Origin of the sequence: Martinezella miluonensis (assembly GCF_900094545.1) — a bacterium.
GTDB classification, from domain to species: Bacteria; Pseudomonadota; Alphaproteobacteria; order Rhizobiales; family Rhizobiaceae; genus Rhizobium; species Rhizobium miluonense.
The window spans coordinates 1-17,905 of the sequence record NZ_FMAH01000049.1 but is presented as its reverse complement, the minus strand read 5'-3'; the positions used below and the strand labels follow the sequence as shown (position 1 = coordinate 17,905).

Annotated in this window: 17 protein-coding genes; 11 read left to right on the top strand and 6 right to left on the bottom strand. The window is 57.8% G+C overall.

Annotated elements, in window-relative coordinates; all coding sequences use genetic code 11:
• Positions 1 to 14: 14 nt before the first annotated feature.
• From GA0061102_RS27615 to GA0061102_RS27580, 8 genes are all read left to right on the top strand, one after another.
• Positions 15 to 671: an amino acid ABC transporter permease gene (locus GA0061102_RS27615; RefSeq protein ID WP_092855177.1), complete on the top strand. Its 657-nt coding sequence runs from the start codon at positions 15 to 17 to the stop codon at positions 669 to 671.
• Complete coding sequence (locus GA0061102_RS27610; RefSeq protein ID WP_092855175.1) at positions 661 to 1,323, top strand: amino acid ABC transporter permease; 663 nt, start codon at positions 661 to 663, stop codon at positions 1,321 to 1,323. The genes GA0061102_RS27615 and GA0061102_RS27610 overlap by 11 nt, the downstream gene beginning before the upstream one ends.
• Before the next feature lie 37 nt (positions 1,324 to 1,360).
• A complete protein-coding gene (locus tag GA0061102_RS27605; RefSeq protein WP_092855173.1) occupies positions 1,361 to 2,140 on the top strand; it encodes an amino acid ABC transporter ATP-binding protein in 780 nt (259 codons plus the stop codon).
• A 58-nt stretch (positions 2,141 to 2,198) separates the two neighbouring features.
• Entirely contained in the window at positions 2,199 to 3,002 is an 804-nt protein-coding gene (locus GA0061102_RS27600) for a maleate cis-trans isomerase family protein (RefSeq protein ID WP_092855231.1), read from the top strand.
• Between the two features lie 132 nt (positions 3,003 to 3,134).
• A complete protein-coding gene (locus tag GA0061102_RS27595; protein ID WP_092855171.1) occupies positions 3,135 to 4,304 on the top strand; it encodes a M24 family metallopeptidase in 1,170 nt (389 codons plus the stop codon).
• A gap of 39 nt (positions 4,305 to 4,343) precedes the next feature.
• Entirely contained in the window at positions 4,344 to 5,357 is a 1,014-nt protein-coding gene (locus GA0061102_RS27590; protein WP_245298157.1) for a succinylglutamate desuccinylase/aspartoacylase family protein, read from the top strand.
• Positions 5,358 to 5,425: 68 nt separating this feature from the next.
• A complete protein-coding gene (locus GA0061102_RS27585; protein ID WP_092855169.1) occupies positions 5,426 to 6,583 on the top strand; it encodes a trans-sulfuration enzyme family protein in 1,158 nt (385 codons plus the stop codon).
• 79 nt (positions 6,584 to 6,662) lie between these two features.
• Positions 6,663 to 7,544, top strand: coding sequence for a transporter substrate-binding domain-containing protein (locus GA0061102_RS27580; protein ID WP_092855167.1), 882 nt, complete (start codon positions 6,663 to 6,665; stop codon positions 7,542 to 7,544).
• Between the two features lie 175 nt (positions 7,545 to 7,719).
• Here GA0061102_RS27580 and GA0061102_RS27575 read toward each other — a convergent pair whose 3' ends face one another.
• Positions 7,720 to 8,244, bottom strand: coding sequence for an Lrp/AsnC family transcriptional regulator (locus GA0061102_RS27575; protein WP_245298156.1), 525 nt, complete (start codon positions 8,242 to 8,244; stop codon positions 7,720 to 7,722).
• A 111-nt stretch (positions 8,245 to 8,355) separates the two neighbouring features.
• Here GA0061102_RS27575 and GA0061102_RS27570 point away from each other — a divergent pair, with 111 nt between their 5' ends.
• The 3 genes from GA0061102_RS27570 to GA0061102_RS27560 all read left to right on the top strand — a co-directional run bounded on the left by GA0061102_RS27570 (position 8,356) and on the right by GA0061102_RS27560 (position 11,943).
• Complete coding sequence (locus tag GA0061102_RS27570) at positions 8,356 to 10,050, top strand: thiamine pyrophosphate-binding protein (protein WP_092855164.1); 1,695 nt, start codon at positions 8,356 to 8,358, stop codon at positions 10,048 to 10,050.
• A 21-nt stretch (positions 10,051 to 10,071) separates the two neighbouring features.
• Positions 10,072 to 11,133, top strand: coding sequence for a Leu/Phe/Val dehydrogenase (locus GA0061102_RS27565; RefSeq protein WP_208858710.1), 1,062 nt, complete (start codon positions 10,072 to 10,074; stop codon positions 11,131 to 11,133).
• 429 nt (positions 11,134 to 11,562) lie between these two features.
• On the top strand, positions 11,563 to 11,943 hold the full coding sequence (locus GA0061102_RS27560) for a RidA family protein (protein WP_092855162.1): 381 nt from the start codon (positions 11,563 to 11,565) through the stop codon (positions 11,941 to 11,943).
• A gap of 222 nt (positions 11,944 to 12,165) precedes the next feature.
• Here the strand turns inward: GA0061102_RS27560 and GA0061102_RS27555 are convergent, their stop codons facing one another.
• From GA0061102_RS27555 to GA0061102_RS27535, 5 genes are all read right to left on the bottom strand, one after another.
• On the bottom strand, positions 12,166 to 12,669 hold the full coding sequence (locus GA0061102_RS27555; protein ID WP_092855160.1) for an HIT family protein: 504 nt from the start codon (positions 12,667 to 12,669) through the stop codon (positions 12,166 to 12,168).
• A 76-nt stretch (positions 12,670 to 12,745) separates the two neighbouring features.
• A complete protein-coding gene (locus GA0061102_RS27550; protein ID WP_092855158.1) occupies positions 12,746 to 14,014 on the bottom strand; it encodes an extracellular solute-binding protein in 1,269 nt (422 codons plus the stop codon).
• Positions 14,015 to 14,055: 41 nt separating this feature from the next.
• On the bottom strand, positions 14,056 to 15,330 hold the full coding sequence (locus GA0061102_RS27545) for an extracellular solute-binding protein (RefSeq protein ID WP_092855225.1): 1,275 nt from the start codon (positions 15,328 to 15,330) through the stop codon (positions 14,056 to 14,058).
• Between the two features lie 105 nt (positions 15,331 to 15,435).
• The gene (phnN, locus tag GA0061102_RS27540; RefSeq protein ID WP_092855156.1) at positions 15,436 to 17,034 is read right to left on the bottom strand and encodes a phosphonate metabolism protein/1,5-bisphosphokinase (PRPP-forming) PhnN; all 1,599 of its coding nucleotides are present in this window, start codon (positions 17,032 to 17,034) and stop codon (positions 15,436 to 15,438) included.
• Positions 17,031 to 17,804: a DUF1045 domain-containing protein gene (locus GA0061102_RS27535; RefSeq protein WP_092855154.1), complete on the bottom strand. Its 774-nt coding sequence runs from the start codon at positions 17,802 to 17,804 to the stop codon at positions 17,031 to 17,033. The genes phnN and GA0061102_RS27535 overlap by 4 nt, the downstream gene beginning before the upstream one ends.
• Positions 17,805 to 17,905 lie beyond the last annotated feature (101 nt).

The window sequence follows — 17,905 nt, the reverse complement described above, 5'->3', positions numbered from 1 at the left end:
CGATTGGGAAGGTAATGAGCTTCTTCAATATCCTAACTGGCATCTTTCAGGGCCTCGGGGTTACAGCCGAAGTGACCTTTTACGGCCTCCTCTATGCAATCCCCTTCGCTCTGATCGCTGGCGTCCTGCAGCATTTCACGCGAGGGTTCTCGCGGGGCGTGATTACCGCCTTTATCGAATTTTGGCGGAGCAGTCCGATCATCGTGCTGCTTTACGCGTTCTACTACTCACTCCCTGCCTTCGGCGTCTTTCTGTCCGGTGTGACTGTTGGAGCTATGGTGCTCGGATTGAACATCGGCGGTTACGGCAGCCAATCCGTTCGGGCTGCACTTCAGTCGTTAAGCAAAGGTCAAGCGGAAGCGGGCTTGGCACTCGGCTTGAGTCGCTTCGATGTGCTGCGACTGATCGAGCTGCCGCAGGCAATCTCGTCGATGATGCCGACATTCGTCAATCAGGCCATCCAACTTGTAAAAGGGACAGCTCTCGTTTCGCTCCTTACCCTAACGGACATGACGTTCCGGGCGAAGCAGATCTCCCAGCTGACCTACGACCCCGTGAAGATCTATAGCGCCCTTTTTCTGGCCTATCTCATCATTTGCTATCCGATCACTATCCTAGGTCGCCGGCTCGAGCGCACCAAAGCCAAGGGAGCGCGAACCAATGACATTTGATTTCAGCTTCGCGATCCAGATCATCCCGCTCGTTCTCAAGGGAATTGGCAACACGATCCTGGTCGGCATCGCGAGTTTCATCGGTGCGACGGTTCTGGGTCTGATCTGGGAACTGATCAGACGATCCAATCGCTACGCTCGACCGGTGATGCAATTCATCATCGACTGCCTGCGGTCGACCCCTGTCATCGTTCACCTGTACTTTCTGTTTTTCGTGCTGCCCTACTACGAAATCGTGCTCCCCGCGATGTTTGTCGGCATCTTCGGTCTCAGCATCTACTTTTCCGGATACATCTCCGAAGTGTTCAAGGCAGGCTTCGACACCGTGCCGCGCGGACAGTCGGAAGCAGCTCAAAGCCTCGGTCTTGGCGGCGCAGATATCTTCAGGTTTGTCATCGCTCCGCAAATGATCCGAAACGTTGCGGCGCCGCTTGGCTCCTATTCCGTATCGATCCTCAAATCGACGCCCTATCTCTCGATTATCGCCGTGCCGGAAATGCTCGGCAGCGCCTTCGACGTAGCGTCCGACACGTATCGCTATGCGGAACCGATGTTCGTTGCGGGCATCCTCTTCCTCGCTCTCTCACTGCTTATGGTGGCAGGAATCAGCTACGTCGAGCGACGCCTCGGCCTAACTCATGCACATGCGTAAACAAAGCACCACGCCCAATTCCACCGGGAGATTTTCGATGCCCTCGCCAATCCCACTGAACGCCGGCTCGACCGACAATAGTTCCGTACCAGCCGTTTCAATGGAAAGCGTATCCAAGTGGTACGGAAAGTTTCAAGTTCTACACGACATCAACTTGAATGTTCGAGCAGGCGAGAAGGTTGTCGTGTGTGGCCCTTCCGGCTCGGGAAAATCGACCTTGATCCGCTGCATCAACCAGCTCGAAGTGCACCAGTCCGGCATCATCCGCGTCAATGGCACGGAAGTCCGGCAGGGAATGAAAGGGCTGGCTGAAGTCCGCCGCGACGCCGGCATGGTGTTTCAGCATTTCAATCTCTTTCCGCACCTCTCTGTCCTGGACAATTGTACTCTCGCGCTGGTCCGTGCACGCAAGATGACCAAATCAGCAGCCGAGGAAGTTGCGATGGAAAACCTCAATAAGGTTCGGATTCCGGAGCAGGCGAGGAAGTTTCCAACCCAGCTTTCGGGCGGGCAGCAACAACGCGTGGCAATCGCCCGCGCGCTCTGCATGAAGCCACGGGTGATGCTCTTCGACGAACCGACGTCTGCGCTTGACCCAGAGATGATCAAGGAAGTGCTCGAAGTCATGACCAGCCTCGCTGATGACGGGATGACGATGATCTGCGTCACCCATGAGATGGGCTTTGCCCGTCAGGTTGCCGATACCGTCGTGTTCATGGACGCCGGGCGGATCGTGGAAGCCGCACCGCCAGCAAAATTCTTTGATGCTCCCGAAAATGAGCGCGCACAAAAATTCCTCGGACAGCTTCTGCACTAGTTCAGCAGGCGCTTCCACGAGCATTCAGTCTAAAATTGCCCTGTGAAGGATCATGTCGATGACGAACACGACTACGCAGTCCACGACCATTTGGTCTGAAATCGACTATCAGACAGACGCCGGCCTCGGCGCCATCGCTCAGATCGGAATGATCGTCCTCGATAACGATCAGACGCTTTCGCATGAAGCCCGCCAGATGCTGACGATCCCGGGCATTGCGCTGTACGAGAGCCGTCTTTCCACGGCACGCCAGGATGCGCCAATCTCCGCAGGCCTCCTGCATGATACCTTCAATGGACTTGAGGGTGCGCTTGTCCAGGTCAACGCCCGTTTTCCGTCGAAGGTCATCGCGCTCGGATGCACCTCGGCTGCGATGACGATTGGAGCGGAAGAGCTGGAACGGCGCGTCCATAAAGCGTCGCCTAGCGCGCAGGTAACAGATCCGTTCACCGGGATCCTGGCTGCACTTCGGACTTTGGGCGCCAGACGTATCGGTTATGTCTCGCCCTACCCACGCGATGTTGCAGAAGACATGGTCCGCAAGATCGAAAAGGAAGGATTCGTGGTCCCCGTGGCCAAAGGCTTTCACCACGAGGGAAGCTTTATCCGTCACGACGCCCCATTCATCTCGCCGGAAAGCACGGCGAACGCTGTCAGAGCAGTGGTAAACGAGGGTGATGTCGATGCGGTTGTCGTATCCTGCACGCAGATGCGTGCTGCCGTCGCCATCGACAAACTCGAACAGGAAATCGGCAAGCCGGTGATCACGTCGAACCAGGCCCTGTGCTGGCATGCGCTCCGTCTTGCCGGCTACAAGCAACCTGTAGTTGGCTGGGGCAAACTGTTCGAACGCGACATCTAAATAATCATTGGCGCAGCGTCCCGACGGCGAGTTGTGCCATTATCCTAATATACCAGGCATATCATTGTCTGAACCCCGGACGTGCAAGCAACATTGCTCGCTCGGATCGAAAGCAACACGAGGGAAAATTTGATGACAATGAACGTTCCGGTATGGCCAAGCGCTGACGAGGTCATGGCAAGGGTAGCGACCTTGAAGCAGAACATGGCAGACGCTGGAATCGATGCAGTCCTGATCACCGGCGAGCACAATTTCGTATACTTCTCCGGTTTCAGGACGCTGTTCTGGCTGTCTAACGCCCGTCCCTTGATGGCCCTAGTCGAGCGCAACCGCGACGGCATCACGATCCTTGTCAATCGGTCCGAACGCAGAAACGTCGAGCAGTCGGCATACCCAGGCGTCACACCTGCATTTTATGACGGCTTCACCGACGCGGCGCTGCAGGCTGCCGGTGATCTTGTCGCCAAGTTGCCTGCCGGGTCTCGGATCGGCTTCGACTATGGCTATGACATGATGGGACGCGGCTCGGTCGACGTTGCGGATCGTCTTCGCTCAGCACCCAATAACATGCAGCTTGTCGATGCGGCGCTGGTGATCTGGAAGCAGCGTCTGATCAAGAGCGAACATGAGATCCTCGCCAAGAAGGTTGCCTGCGATATCGCAACGAGTTCCTTCTTCGACGGGCTCTCCGACCTCAAGCTCGACATGACCGAATATGAGTGGGGCCAGCGCCTCAAACAACGGATGATCGGCCGCGGCGCCGATACTGTAGAATGGCTTCCGGTCCGTTTCGGCAAAGGCGGCGACACCTATGCGCGACCGAATTCCGAGCGATCGCTGGAGATGGACGATTTTGTGTGGTCGGACATGGGCGCGCGCCGCGGCGACCAGATCAGCGATCTGAACCGCATCGCCAAGATCGGAAAGGCAACCGAAGCGCAGAAGGATATCTATCGCTACGTCCGGGACGTCACTCTTCGCCTCGCCGAGAGCGTTCGTCCAGGAATGACCGGCGACGCCGTCTTCCGGGTGTTCGAGGATCTGTGGTCGGCTCGACCGGCATACAAGCTCGCAAGTCCCGGCCGCGTCGGTCACGGATCCGGTCTTGCGCTCACGGAGCCGCCGTCGCTGATGCCCGGCTCTGAAGAGATCATCGCCGAAAACATGATCCTTCATGTAGAGCCCAAGCTCGAGACCGAAGGCGGCGTCTTCCAGGTCGAGGAAGTCTTCCGCGTCACGGCTTCGGGTCCGGAATTCCTCAGCACCTTGGCTCCCGCCGAACTTCCCGTTGTCGAACTCTGACCCGCGCCGACAACCGGCAGGCGTGCGGATAATCTGATCATGGAGATGAAGACAATGAAAAGCCCGATCTGGACCTCGATCGACTTTGACGCCATCGGATATCAGGCTGACTTTGCCCGCCTGCCTTATTCGTCGGACACATCTGCGTATGGCTGGATTCCGATCCCGATGGTTTGCCTGAAAGGTGGTGACGGTCCAACGGCATTGCTGACCGCAGGCACGCATGGCGACGAGTATGAGGGGCAGATCGCTCTGCGACGCCTGCTGCGCGATCTTAAAAACACGAAACTCGAAGGGCGAGTGATTGCCCTCCCTTCGTTGAACTGGCCGGCTGTTTCGGCCGGTCGACGCAACTCGCCGATCGACAGCGGCAATCTCAACCGCGTCTTCCCTGGAACGACCAGCGGCGGACCGACGGCTGCCATTGCGCACTTCGTGTCTTCGGAGCTTTTCCCGCGCGCCGATCTCGTCATCGATCTGCATTCGGGTGGCAGCTCGCTCGACTATCTCCCCCTGGTGCTCGGTCGCCAGGGTCGAAACGAAGCCGAGGGTGCGGAGATCCGCCGGCTGATGGCGACCTTTGCAGCCCCCTACAGCGTCATCACCGATGGCGCAGCGGGTGGTGCCGGATCCACGATGTACGCGGCTGCTGAAAGCCAAGGCGTGCTGGCGATCATGACGGAGCTTGGAAGCGGGCCAACCCTCTGCCCGGAAAGGCTTGCCATCGCTGAGGCCGGTTTGCGCCGCGTGCTAAGAGATTACGGTATCGCCCCCGAGCTTGAGGCCCCCGACGCCCCCACTCCACGGATGATGAGAACGCTCAGCCCAAGCGCGTCGATCTACGCGCCGTCGGCTGGTATGTTCGAACCCTTCTTCAGGCCTGGCGATGAAATCGCCGCGGGGCAACTCGGCGGTTTGCTGCATCCGCTCGAAAACCCGTTGCAGGATCCGATCGAACTACGGTTCAACCACGCCGGTACTGTTGCCTACCGACGTTTCCCGACGCTCACCAAGACGGGCGATGCGTTGTTCGGGCTAGCCGTCCCGGTATAGCCGGCTCGGAATAACGACACGTTCCGCTACGGCTCACCACCTATGTGCGGACAAAGCAGGACATCCAAATGCGTGACAAGACTATCTGCGTAAAGCGGCCCAAAGTTTCCGCCGACGGTTTCGCGAGCCTCTCGACCGGCGTGCATCGCGCCTCGACAATCGTCTTCGACAGCGCCGAGGACTATGCCAATCGTGCTGCGCGTGGCCCCGACGGGTATACCTATGGGCTTATGGGAACGCCGACCACCCGGGCTTTGGAAGCTGCAATTACTGAGCTTGAGAAAGCCTCCCGCACGGTGCTCGTCCCTTCGGGTCAGGCAGCCGTTTCCCTCGTTTTTCTGTCGGTCCTCAAGCCGGGTGACACCGTTCTGGTTTCCGAAAGCGCCTACCCACCGGTGATCGATTTTTGCGAGGAATACCTAAAACCTAGAGGCATTGTCCATCGGCTGTACGACCCGACGATCGGCGCGGGTATAACAGACCTTTTCGACGACACTGTTAAGCTCGTTTGGATGGAATCGCCTGGCTCGACGACCATGGAGGTTCAGGACATCCCAGCGATCGTTTCCGCCGCGAAATCGCGCGGCATCTATACCGGTTGTGACAATACATGGGCAACGCCATTGTTATTCAAGCCGCTTCAGCACGGTGTCGATTTCTCAGCCATGGCTCTGACGAAATATGTCGGCGGCCACTCCGATCTTCTGCTCGGCTCTGTCGCGGTCGCGGACTACGAACTGTTCAAGCATCTTAAGCGCATCTTGAGCCTGTTCGGTGTCACCGTTTCTCCGGACGAATGTTCGCTGGCACTGCGTGGGTTGGAGACGATGGGCGTGCGCATGGCACATTCCGGTCGTGCCGCCCTGGAATTTGCTCGGAACATCCGGGACATCGCTGGACCTGGAAGCGTTCTACATCCGGCACTGCCGGAATGCATGGGCCATGACATCTGGGCGCGCGACTTCAAGGGCGCCAGCGGCGTCTTCACGATCGTCGTTCCAGCAGCCAAGAAGTCACGTATCGATCAGTTGCTGACAGCGGCTGAGACCTTTTCCATCGGCGCCTCATGGGGTGGGACGCATAGCCTATTTGCGCCGATGACCATCAAACGGGCCGCCCTCCAGAACACCGATCAACCAATCTATCTTCGCGTCAGCATCGGGCTGGAAGACGAAGCCGACCTATGGGACGACCTGGTGCCCATCGCGAATGCGATCGCCTCCTGAGTGATCGGCCACGAACAATCCAATAAACAGAACCCTGGGCACTAGTCACCTTAGCGCCCCCTTTAACCGAGGTGATCCTATGATCTATAAGAGCTTCTTGAGCCAACATCTGAAACGCTCTGCCTGCGCCGCGATTTTCGCGGTCGCTGCGTCGGTTTCGGCCTACGCCGGCGCGCTTACTGACAAGGTTAAAAATGACGGTGTGATCGTTGTTGGCATCAACAATTCTGCCCCGAGCGGCTATGTCGATGCGGATGGCAACATTGCTGGTATTTTCCCAGAAGTCTTGAAATCCGCCGCCACGCCTCTTGGACTGAAGAAGATCGAGTTCCAAAGCATGGACTTCGCAGCTCTCATTCCGAGCCTGATGGCCCATAGGATTGATGCGATCGCGGGTGGAATGTACATCCTTCCCAAACGCTGCGAGCAGGTCATTTTTGCCAATCCGTTTTTTACAGGCGGCGCCGCGGCAGTCGTGAAACAAGGCAATCCCAAAGCTGTGCACAGCTACGAGGATTTGGCCAAGAACGGCGTTATCGTCGGAAATTTGCGCAGTGCAGCTTCCATCGGCGATCTGATCGCCGCCGGCGTCAAGCAGGACAACATGCCGTTGTTTCAGGATGAAACCTCAGGCATCTCTGCGCTGATGGCAGGTCGCGTTGACGCCTTGATCCTTCCTTACGATGCCGCAATCAAGCAGGTGAAAGACCCGAACGTGAAGGGTGTGGAAATCGCAGCACCTTTCAAGCGGATCGTAAACGGCGAAGAACGCGTCAACTACGGCTCAATTGTCTTTCGTCCGGACGACGCGGATTTCCGTGACCGTTTCAATGAAACTCTCACAAAGACGATGAAGGACGGCACAGTTCAAACCATCCTTGAAAAATACAACTACCCGCGTGAAATGATGCCATCTGAAAGCGTAACCGCTAAAACAGTCTGCGGTCCCGCCTATCGATAAGCGGGCGGCTTGGTCTCTTTCGGAGCGCTGAGCAAATCTTTTCGGCTACATTCTTGCGGCCAGTCGATTGACTGGCCGCTTTTGCTTTTGAGTGACGACCATCTTTAAAAGCATGCCGAAAAAGCTTCCGGATCCAATTCACTCCCAATCGGGTTGGCCCGAACCTGATAGATCTCTAGCCTTGAACCAGCAATGGATCGACGCAGGCAGACTGCTTGATTGCTCTGAGACTGAAGGTCGTCTTTGAATGACGGATGCCTTTGATCTTGTAGAGCTTTTCTCGGAGAAATCGTTCGTAGTGACCCGTGTCAGCGACTGCCACCTTGATCAGATAATCATAATCACCACTCACCAAAAAAGCCTCCACAACCTCCGGGATCTTGAGCAGCGCCTCCGAAAAATCGGCAAGAACCTTGTCGTCATGATGGTCGAGTGTCACCTCGGCAAACACCGTCATCGGCAACCCGACAGCCTCGTGGTTGATCAGGGCGATGTAACCATCGATAGCCCCCGAATTCTCGAGCCGTTTCACCCGCGTCCAACACGGCGATGGAGACAGGCCAACTCGGGCGCTCAGATCATTGGTGCTCAAGCGCGCGTCCCCACGCAAGACAGACAATATCTTGCGATCAATAAGGTCCAGATCGCCGTGGGCACCCGCCGACCCAGCGGCGGGGCGTTTATTCTGTCTGACTGCCACAATGGCCTCCATTCATACTGAAAAAACGTACATTTTCTCAATAATCAGAGAAACACAAGCCAAATGCGAGCGTAGTGTGGATCCAACAATTGCGATGACACGGAGACACCCATGAGCGGCTTGATCAGGAGGACAGGGGACCTTCCAGGGAAAAGAGGCGCAGAAGTGCTTCTCGAAATTCTCGATAACGAAGGTGTCGAATATATATTCGGCAATCCGGGAACGACCGAGCTTCCTTTGATGGATGCACTCGTCGATTCGACCTCGATTAAGTATGTGCTGGCGCTTCAGGAAGCCAGTGCCGTCGCCATGGCAGACGGATATGCCCAGGCAGCGCAAAAGCCTGGATTTCTTAACTTGCACACGGCGGGCGGCTTGGGACATGGAATGGGCAATCTGCTCAATGCGAGCATTTCGCAGACGCCGCTGGTCGTCACCGCAGGACAACAGGACTCCCGTCACTCGGTCACAGATCCCCTACTTCACGGCGACCTTGTCAAGATCGCCGAACCGGCCGTCAAATGGGCGTCCGAAGTCACGACGGCGGCGCAATTGCCGGTCCTCGTCCGTCGGGCATTTCTCGACGCGGTGGCGCCCCCGCCTGGCCCCGTCTTCCTTTCTCTCCCCATGAACGTGATGGAGGAGATCAGCGAGGTTGAGATCGGCTGCAAATCGCTCATTAACCGCCATGCCGTTGCGGGCGGCCTTACGGACCTCGCGCGGTATCTGACGGCTATCGAGCCGGGCCGGCTCGCGATCATCGCCGGAGACGAAATCTATCCCAGCAAGTCGGCAGAGGCCGTGGTCGAGATCGCTGAATTGTTAGGAGCACCGGTGTTCGGATCGTCCTGGCCGTCGCGCATCCCGTTCCCAACCGCACATCCGCTCTGGGCAGGAAATCTCCCGACCACAGCAAAGGCGATCTCCTCCCAGCTAAGCGAATATGACGCCATCTTTGCCCTCGGCGGCAAATCTCTCATTACGATCCTTTACACCGAGGGTTCGGCGGTGCCTACGACCTGTAAGGTCTATCAACTTTCCGCCGATGTCCGGGATCTCGGACGCACTTATACCAGCGCATTCTCTGCTGTGGGCGATATCGGCGTGTCTCTCAAGGCACTACTACCACTGGTACGAAAGGCAACGGCAGACAAAGAGAGTGAATACGCGAGGTCCTACGACCGCATCTCTTCCGCTCGTCAAGCCCGCAAACAGCAGCTTGAGGAGCTCGCGACATCTCAGTTCGACCACGTAACGATCTCTCCTCTGGTCGCGGCCAGGGAGGCTGCCAGGGTGATCGGAGGAGACATCATGATCGTCGATGAGGCGATCGCAACGTCATCCTATCTACGGCAATTCCTGTACAGTAATTCCGGCTCTCAATATTCGTTCCTGCGCGGAGGCGCACTCGGCTGGGGTATGCCGGCCGCGGTGGGATGCTCGTTGGGATTAGGCCGCGAGCCCGTCGTCAGCTTCGTCGGCGACGGAGCTGCAATGTACTCGCCTCAAGCTCTGTGGACGGCCGCGCATGAAAACCTGCCGGTGACGTTCATCGTGATGAACAATCGGGAATACAACGTCCTCAAGAAGTTCATGCGCTCGCAAACCGATTATGCCTCTGTCCGGTCGAACCGCTTTCTCGCCATGGATATCGACAGGCCCGCAATCGATTACGTCGCCCTGGCCACTTCAATGGGCGTGCCCGCCCACCGTGTCGGCGAAGCCGGCAACATCGCGCCGGCTGTCGAGGCTGGCATTCGGAGCGGCCGCACCAATCTCATCGAAATCACCATCAGTGCAACTTGATCGAACTTGGGATCCATTAAAATGAACATGACATTCGACAGCTATCGTGAGCTGGAACAGTTCGAGATCGTCCGCGATCCCCAGAACGGCCTGGAAGCGGTGATAGCCATCCACTCGACAGGTCTCGGGCCTGCCGCAGGCGGCTGCCGCCTCTGGGCGTACGAAGATGTTGAGCAGGCTAAGATCGATGCTTTCCGGCTTGCGGAAGGCATGAGCTACAAGAACGCTCTGGCCGGCTTGCCGCTTGGCGGCGGCAAGGCAGTGATCCGCAAGCCAGCAGGTACGTTTTCTCGTGACGCGCTGTTTCGCGCTTTTGGTCGGGCCGTATCACAGCTAAACGGGCGTTACGTCACTGCCGAGGATGTCGGAACCTCGGTTGCGGACATGCTTGCCGTTTCCCAAGAGACGCGACATGTCGCGGGCCTGCCGCCGAAAGATGGCAGGCCTGGTGGCGATCCTTCTCCGTGGACAGCCCTCGGCGTCTTCCTTTCAATGGAAACGTCTGTGCGCAGGCGCTTGGGCAATTCCCTGAGCGGCAGCACTGTCGGCGTTCAAGGACTGGGTCATGTCGGCTTCTCGCTGGCGAAATTGCTGCACGACGCGGGAGCGAAGTTGGTGGTCGCAGATCTGTCGAAAGAGCGCGTGGATGCGGCCGTTGCACAATTCGGTGCGAAGAGCGTTGCTCCGGAAGATCTCATCGCCGCAGATCTTGATGTGTTCGCGCCCTGTGCGCTCGGCGCGGTATTGAATGAGGGGACGATTGGGCGTCTTCGAGCAAAGGTGATCTGCGGAGCTGCGAACAATCAACTGGCCACAGACGAAGATGGGCGGCGGCTTGCGGATCGCGACATTCTCTACGCCCCGGATTACGTCGTGAATTCGGGAGGTATCATAAACGTCGCGGCAGAATATCTCGGCTGGTCGAGCGAGCGTGCCAAGGCTTTGGTCGAAGACACAGGCGCGCGGCTGGATGCGATCTTCGACATCGCTGCGAAATCGAGCTTGGCAACGCACGAAGCTGCGAACCAGGCAGCGCGTGCCATCATTGCTTCGAAGCGTAGTGCCGTCAGCGTTCGACAGTGAGCCACGCCATGAAATCGACACCAGCGTTCGAACTCACTGCGGAGTTGGAGCCCGGCTATGACGCGCTGCTGCGAATAACAGGAGATCTTCAGCGGTTTGCTGTGGGATTGCAAACACTTGCTTTTAAATCGAGCGATAACGGAGGAAGCTTGACCCTCGTCTTTTCGGAGCATCCTTCTCTTGAGGCTGAAGGACTGCTCGACAGGATATCGAGGCATCCAAGCGTACGCTCTGCTCGATTAGGTCTTCCTCGTTGTGCGGTAGGTCGATGAGAAGCAATCTGATAAGGAAAGCTCGGCTGGACCAAAAGTTCCGGCTCTGCGCGGGTCGTCAGCCATCTTGTTAGCAGCCGCAAGCCCGGAACCGATACCACCGATTTTGCCTTCAGCCCTATGCCTGAAATCACAACGCTCGTGAAAGGACAGAGTTTTGATCGAACCAATTTCCACCGCCGATGCCCCGGGCGCTGTCGGGCCCTACTCACAGGCTATCAAGACTGGCAATTTGCTATTTGTATCCGGGCAACTGCCGATCGATCCGGTCACCGGTGAATTCAATTCGCAAAATGCCGTGGAGCAGGCAAAGCAGTGCCTGAGGAACCTTGCTGCAATTGCCAAATCAGCGGACACTGATTTGTCCCGCACCATCAAGACCACTGTACTTCTGACCGATCTCGGCGACTTTGCCGAGATCAACCGGGTGTACGCGACCTTCTTCAAGGATCCCTTCCCGGCTCGCGCTTGCTATGAAGTCAAGGCCCTGCCGAAGGGCGCTAAGGTGGAGATCGAGGCGGTTATAGCGCTCGATTGAAGACGTGCAACAAGCCATGCCACCAAGATCTCAAATAGGTGTGCTGGCACAAGCGGCATCAACGGAACTTCTAAACTTTGTGATTGCCGCAGATCGAGCATCGGCGGCAGTCACAGGCCTTGGAAGACTTCAATAGGCTGCGGGCTGGACCTAACCTTGCGCAGCGTGGCCCACTGCATGGACATTGCGTTCTATTTCAAGATCAGTGACCCTTGGCAGCATTTAGCTGGTGGCTGCTTTACCGTCGGCCAGCTTGATCTCGATGCGATCGCGCTTTGCAAGGCTCGTCAAGGCTTTTTGAATGTCAGCCGCGAGCTGTTCGAGTTCAACATTGGAAAGGAAGTATGACTCAATCAGCTTGCGATCGAGCGTCCAGATGGAATCTTCCGGAAGCGGGTCGTTGCCATAGCGAGGAATAATGTTCCAGTGAACATGCGCCCAGAGATTGCCGAAGAAGGCAACGTTCATCTTTTTCGGGTTGCAGGCCAACTGAACCGCTTCCGTCACAAGCGACATTTCTATAAGATGGCGATTGCGAACGTCGCTCGGCATTTCGTGCAGCTCGCGGGCCTGCCGCTTTGCTGCGAAGAAGCAATAGCCGCGAAAATACTGGCGATTACGGCTGAGCCAGAGATAGCCGGTTTCCAGTTCGGCGACGAAGTGCCGCATATCGGCTTCATCGACATGCTTCATGCATTCTTTAAGCGAATAGACTTTTTCGGGCATTGCTGTCTCTTCCTGTTTGAACGGATCAAAACTGCATCCCGCCTTAAGCCTGGCCGGGACGCGGTTGGTTTGCGCATCAGCTCTTGGGCAACAACTTTTCGACGTCAGAGAGCATTTTCAGCATTGCCTCTTCCGGCGTCTGCTTCAACGTGATCACGGCCTGCAGATGGTCGCGGATTGCGGTGGTGATGCGGGGTGCATTGTCGCCGGGATAGAGGTTTTGAATCTTGATGCGCGGCAGTTCGCGGATGGCGGCAAGCGCATTTGGATTGGCCTTGTAATAGTCGCCGAGATAGGCCGGCTCCTTGACCGCGATCGTGTTGACCGGCGTAAAACCGGTCGCCTTGACGATTCGGGTCTGGGATTCGGCGCTGGAGGCGAATTTCAGGAATTTCCAGGCCGCCTCGATCTTCTTGGTGTCTTTCGCCGTGATGGCCATGCCACCGCCACCGGAGGCAAGCGTACCGGTGTTCGACGATTGCGGGAAAACGCCGGTCTGGATGTCGAGCAAAGGTCCTGCATTGGCCGTCAACGTCTTCAGGCGGGAATTCGACGCGAAATAGATGCCGATCTTGCCCGAGGCAAAGGCCTGGCGCGCCTGTTCGGCGGTCATGTCGACCATGCCGGCCTGACCGAATTGTTGCAGGAGTCCGAGCGCGTCCCTCCCCGCCTTGGAATTGAAGCCGATTTTGCCATCCTCAGTAAAGACATCGGTGCCATGACTCATCAGCAGCGAGTTGAAGGACCAGTTATAGCTGTCGGCATAATATTCGAAAAAGACCGGCATGATCTCCGGAGAGGCGGCCTTGAGATCCTTGGCGATGGAAAGAACATCGGTCCAACTGAGATCGAGGTTCTTCAGGTCCGGACGGATCTTGCGGACGGCCGTCATGTTGTAATAAGCAATGCTGGCCGACACCGACTGCGGGATCGCCACGACATGGCCCTTGACGGTGGTGGTGCCCAGCGCGCCCGGCTCGATGCCGACCTCTTTCCAGGAAGCATCCCCGGCTATGATCTTGTCCAAGGGGTTGATGATGCCGCGATCGGCAAGCATCGGCATGTCCGTGTAGCAGACACCGGAGGCGATGTCGGGCAGATTGCCGGTCACGCCATCGCGGAGCAATTGCTGCAGGAGTGCCGGGCAGTCGGTGGCATTGCCCTCAAGTTCGATCTTGATATCCGGGTTCTGCTGCATGAACCTCTCGGCTATCGCCTTCAGGAACACGCCGTCGCGGCTCGGAAATGCATGCGTCAGGCGCAGCGTCACCTGCTCTGCCTGTGCGCCGGTGACGGCTGCCAAAAGCAAAGCTCCGCCGAGCAATGCGATAAGTGGTTTTTTCATGTTTTCGCTCTGTATTGCAGTGATTGGGAGGTTCAGGTTGATCAACCCAGCAATTTGCGGGTCTGAGAGGCCATTTGCGCCAGAACCGCGTCGGGCTTGGCACGTTGCGTCACGACGTCATGCATCTCGTCCGCCATCATCTGGACGATCTTGACTGTGTTATCGCTTGGAAAGGAGAATTGATCGCCGGTGATTGCCAGGCGATCGACGATGCCGCGGTGATAGGGATTTATCTTCAGGTAGGCATCGAGGAAGCCCGGGTCCTTCAGCGCCGCAATATTAATTGGCATGTAGCCCGAATTTTTCGCCAGGATTATCTGGCCTTTCTGGCTGGTGGCGAATTTCATGAACTCCCAAACTACCCTTTGCTTTGCAGGGTCCTTCGTGAACATGAAGAAGCCGTGGCCAGCACCCGCAAGGCGCCCATTGGTGCTTTCGACCGGGAATTGCGAAATGGCGAGTTCGAAGTGACCGGCGACCGCCTTGGCCGTCGATGCGGTACCGCTGGCTGATTGGATGTGCATGGCGGTCGCGCCGGCCTTGAAGGCCTGGCGAGATTGTTCCTGAGTCATATCGGTCTTCAGGATGTCGCCGAAACGGTAAAGCGTCTCTAGCGCCTGTCGTCCTCCAGCGCCATCGAAGGCGATGTCGGTGCGACTGTCATTCATCATCTTGCCGCCGAAAGAGTTCAGAAGGTTCTGGAACATCCAAGCATTCGTCGACGTGTATTCGATATAGCCGCCGTTGATGCCGCCGCCGAGCGCGGCGACCTGTTTGCCGACCTCGAAGATTTCTTGCCAGCTGGCCGGCGGCTGCGGCTTTTGATAGCCTGCCTTGCGCAGTAGATCCATGTTGCAGTAGACGATCGGAACGGTCGTGCCATAGGGCAGGCAGTAGACTTGGCCCGAAACGCTGGTCGCATCCACCATCGTACTAGAAAGGCCAAGCGCCTCAAGAGCCTTCACGTCACCGCCGAACATTTCGTTGAGCGGCTGCGCAATCTTGCGGCTTGCGAGGATCCCTGCGTAAGTAAGCGATTGCCAGCTGCCATCCGGAAGCGCATTCACCACTGCGGCGCGGATCGTGTTGTTCAGAAGCGGATCCCAGTTTTCGCCATCGGCCACGAATTTAACCGCCATGGATGGGTTTGCCGCTTCGAATTCCGCGGCCAGTTCGGCCAGCAGCGCCTGATATGTCTGCACGCCCTGGGTCAGCGTGACCGTTGTCTTGCCGGCGGCATGCGAAATGGCCGGGATAGCCAGCGCAGCGGAAGTAGCCGCACCAGCCTTCATGAAATTTCTACGGCTAAACATCATGGGGATTTACTCCAGACGAAAGGTTTCAAGGATTGAATTTCAGGTGGTTGGCATTGGGCGGCATGGTTTCCGCTGGCCGGCACGGTCGAGAATCTACTGGGAGTCTCACGATGGAATTGGCACTCCGAGCTTGAAGAGGCCGTCGCCCATTTCGGCTCTCACGGCCAACCGTCTGCACAAGACGATCCCGCCCTCGCGAAAATGAACCGGCATAGGCGGTTTCCACGGTATGTCGACATCGTGGATATAGCCCGCGAGCTGCCCCGCTTTCACCACCCGCGCCAAATCGACCTTGGGTTCGAAAAGGCCGGCTTCGGGGGCAAAGACAGTCGCGCTAACGGGCAACCGGCGCAGAAGAGCAACCTCGATCATTGGTTGTTCGCAATTAGCGACGGCTGACAGGACCCCGGCCTGTTGCAACATGCGGAGCACGCCATGAAAGCCCTGTTCGAGGTCGGCCTGGCGAACCGGCCCACCGCCACCGATTTCGGCGGAGATGTTCAGCACCCCTACCCTGTCGCAGGCTCCCAGCACGCTTGACGGCGTGGCGTCCTCTTCGTCGACGAAGAAGGCAACCGGCAGACCGAACGCTTTGGCTAGAGAAATCAGTTTTTCGCGCCGCGCGCCGCTGACGGCGCCCGACATCATAGCCGAGGTGCAATATTCGACAGGCAGGCCACCTGAATGGATATCAACTACAAGATTGCTACGCGGCAGCAGCACGGATTCGATGAAATGGGCAATGCGCTGGGTCGCCGTGCCGTCGGCCTTTCCAGGAAATGCCGTGTTCAGATTCCCATTGTCGGCTGGAGAAAACCGCCGCCCCGCTCTCACGGCCGCCGGGTTGGCTGCTGGCAGGATGATGATCTGCCCCGTCACTTTCGCCGGATCAAGCGATGCGAGGAGCAATCGTGCGATGATCTGCCCTTCGTATTCGTCGCCGTGGCATCCGCCCATGACGACAACACAGGGACCGGAACCACGCCTGATTGAGCTTATCGGCACCATGATGGAGCCGAACGGAGAATGTTCGCTCGAGGCTTTCACCCGCAGGTAGCCATTCTGGCGGCCATCCCGGTTCAAGTCGATATCAAGATCAAAGGTTGACGGCATGGCTTGCTCCATCTGCTGGGAGGAATGGTTTGGCTCAGTTGCGAGCAGCGCGGTCAGCTTGCCGGCGGCGATCTCCGGCAGGTCGGAATTATCGATGTGAACGACATCTGCGCCATCGACGAGATGTGTTTCAGCACGCGTCAGACGCTGGCACACGCTTCCGATACTCTCGCGTCCGCGCTCGACCAGACGCCTGGCGAGAATATCCACCGGAGCGGTAATATTGACGATCGTCAGCTGCGGATAACGATAACGCGCCTCGTGTAGCATGGCGCGAGATCCGTTCGCGACGACGACGTCGCCGGCGGCAAGCCACTGATCGATGACGATGGGCAAACCGTATTGCAGGCCATGGGCTTCCCAGTGAAGCGCGAAGGCCCCCTGCCCGATCGCCTGCTCGAAGCTCGCCACATCCATCGGGTTATGGTCTTCCCCCACCGATGCAGGACGGGTGATGGTCCGCTGGACGAAGCGGATACGCGGATTGTCCACAAGCTCGCGGCGCGCAAGATCGATCAACGTATCCTTGCCGGCGCCGCTAGGGCCGACGATCAGCACGAGGCGGCCTGGGATCGAAGGTGCGGTCTTCACAGCAACGCCTCCGGATTGAGTGGGAAGCGGCGTCGGACGACGAAATCCGCATCCGGGCTTTCCTGATCGAACAGCGTCACTGCGTCGATCGCAAAATCCTCGTCGAGCAAGTGGCCGAGGCGAAGCTCGAGTTCCGCTTCGACGCGAGAGCGCTCTTCTGGCTGAATACGGTTCGTTAACGTCATGTGGAAGCGGAACCGGTCGAACACATAAGGATAGCCCCAGCGCACAAGGTGCTCCGCCTCACCGTCGTCGAGGCACTCGATCCTTCGCCGTTTGAGTTCCGCGGTATTGAAAGGAGCCCGGAAGCTGTCGAATGCCTCAACGACATCCGCGCAAAGCGACCGGACCCGGAGCATCGGTTGGACCGGAACGAGTGCGAGAAAGCCGCCCAGCATGCCGACGTGCAGCGGACCAAGAGGGCACGGGCGGGTCGAGTTTGCGAACTTTGAAAGCGCCCGCTCTAGTTCCTCGACTGTAACGCCATCAGCGAGCCGGAAAGGAGCCTTCAGCGTCGCGTGGAAACCGTAGCGCCTCGGTTCACCCACGAGTGTATTGCGATTATTCCCCTGACCTCGGGATGAGCCTGCGATCGAACTGGCTGGCTGCGACTTGCGTTCGAAGGCACTACGACCGAGCCAAGCCTCGGCTGCTCTGGTCAGAGGGTGGTCTGCCGGGGTCGTATAATAGATCGCAAAACGCGGCTCTCCTGACGGAGCCGGTGCGAAGGTCGCAGCTGACGCCGGAGCAATGGCAGGATGCGATGTCATTTTACCGCCCCTCCGGTCATTCCTTCGACGAACCATCTTTGAGCGGAGAGGAATGCGACGATGAGAGGGGCGACGACAATTGTTGAGGCCGCCATGAGGGG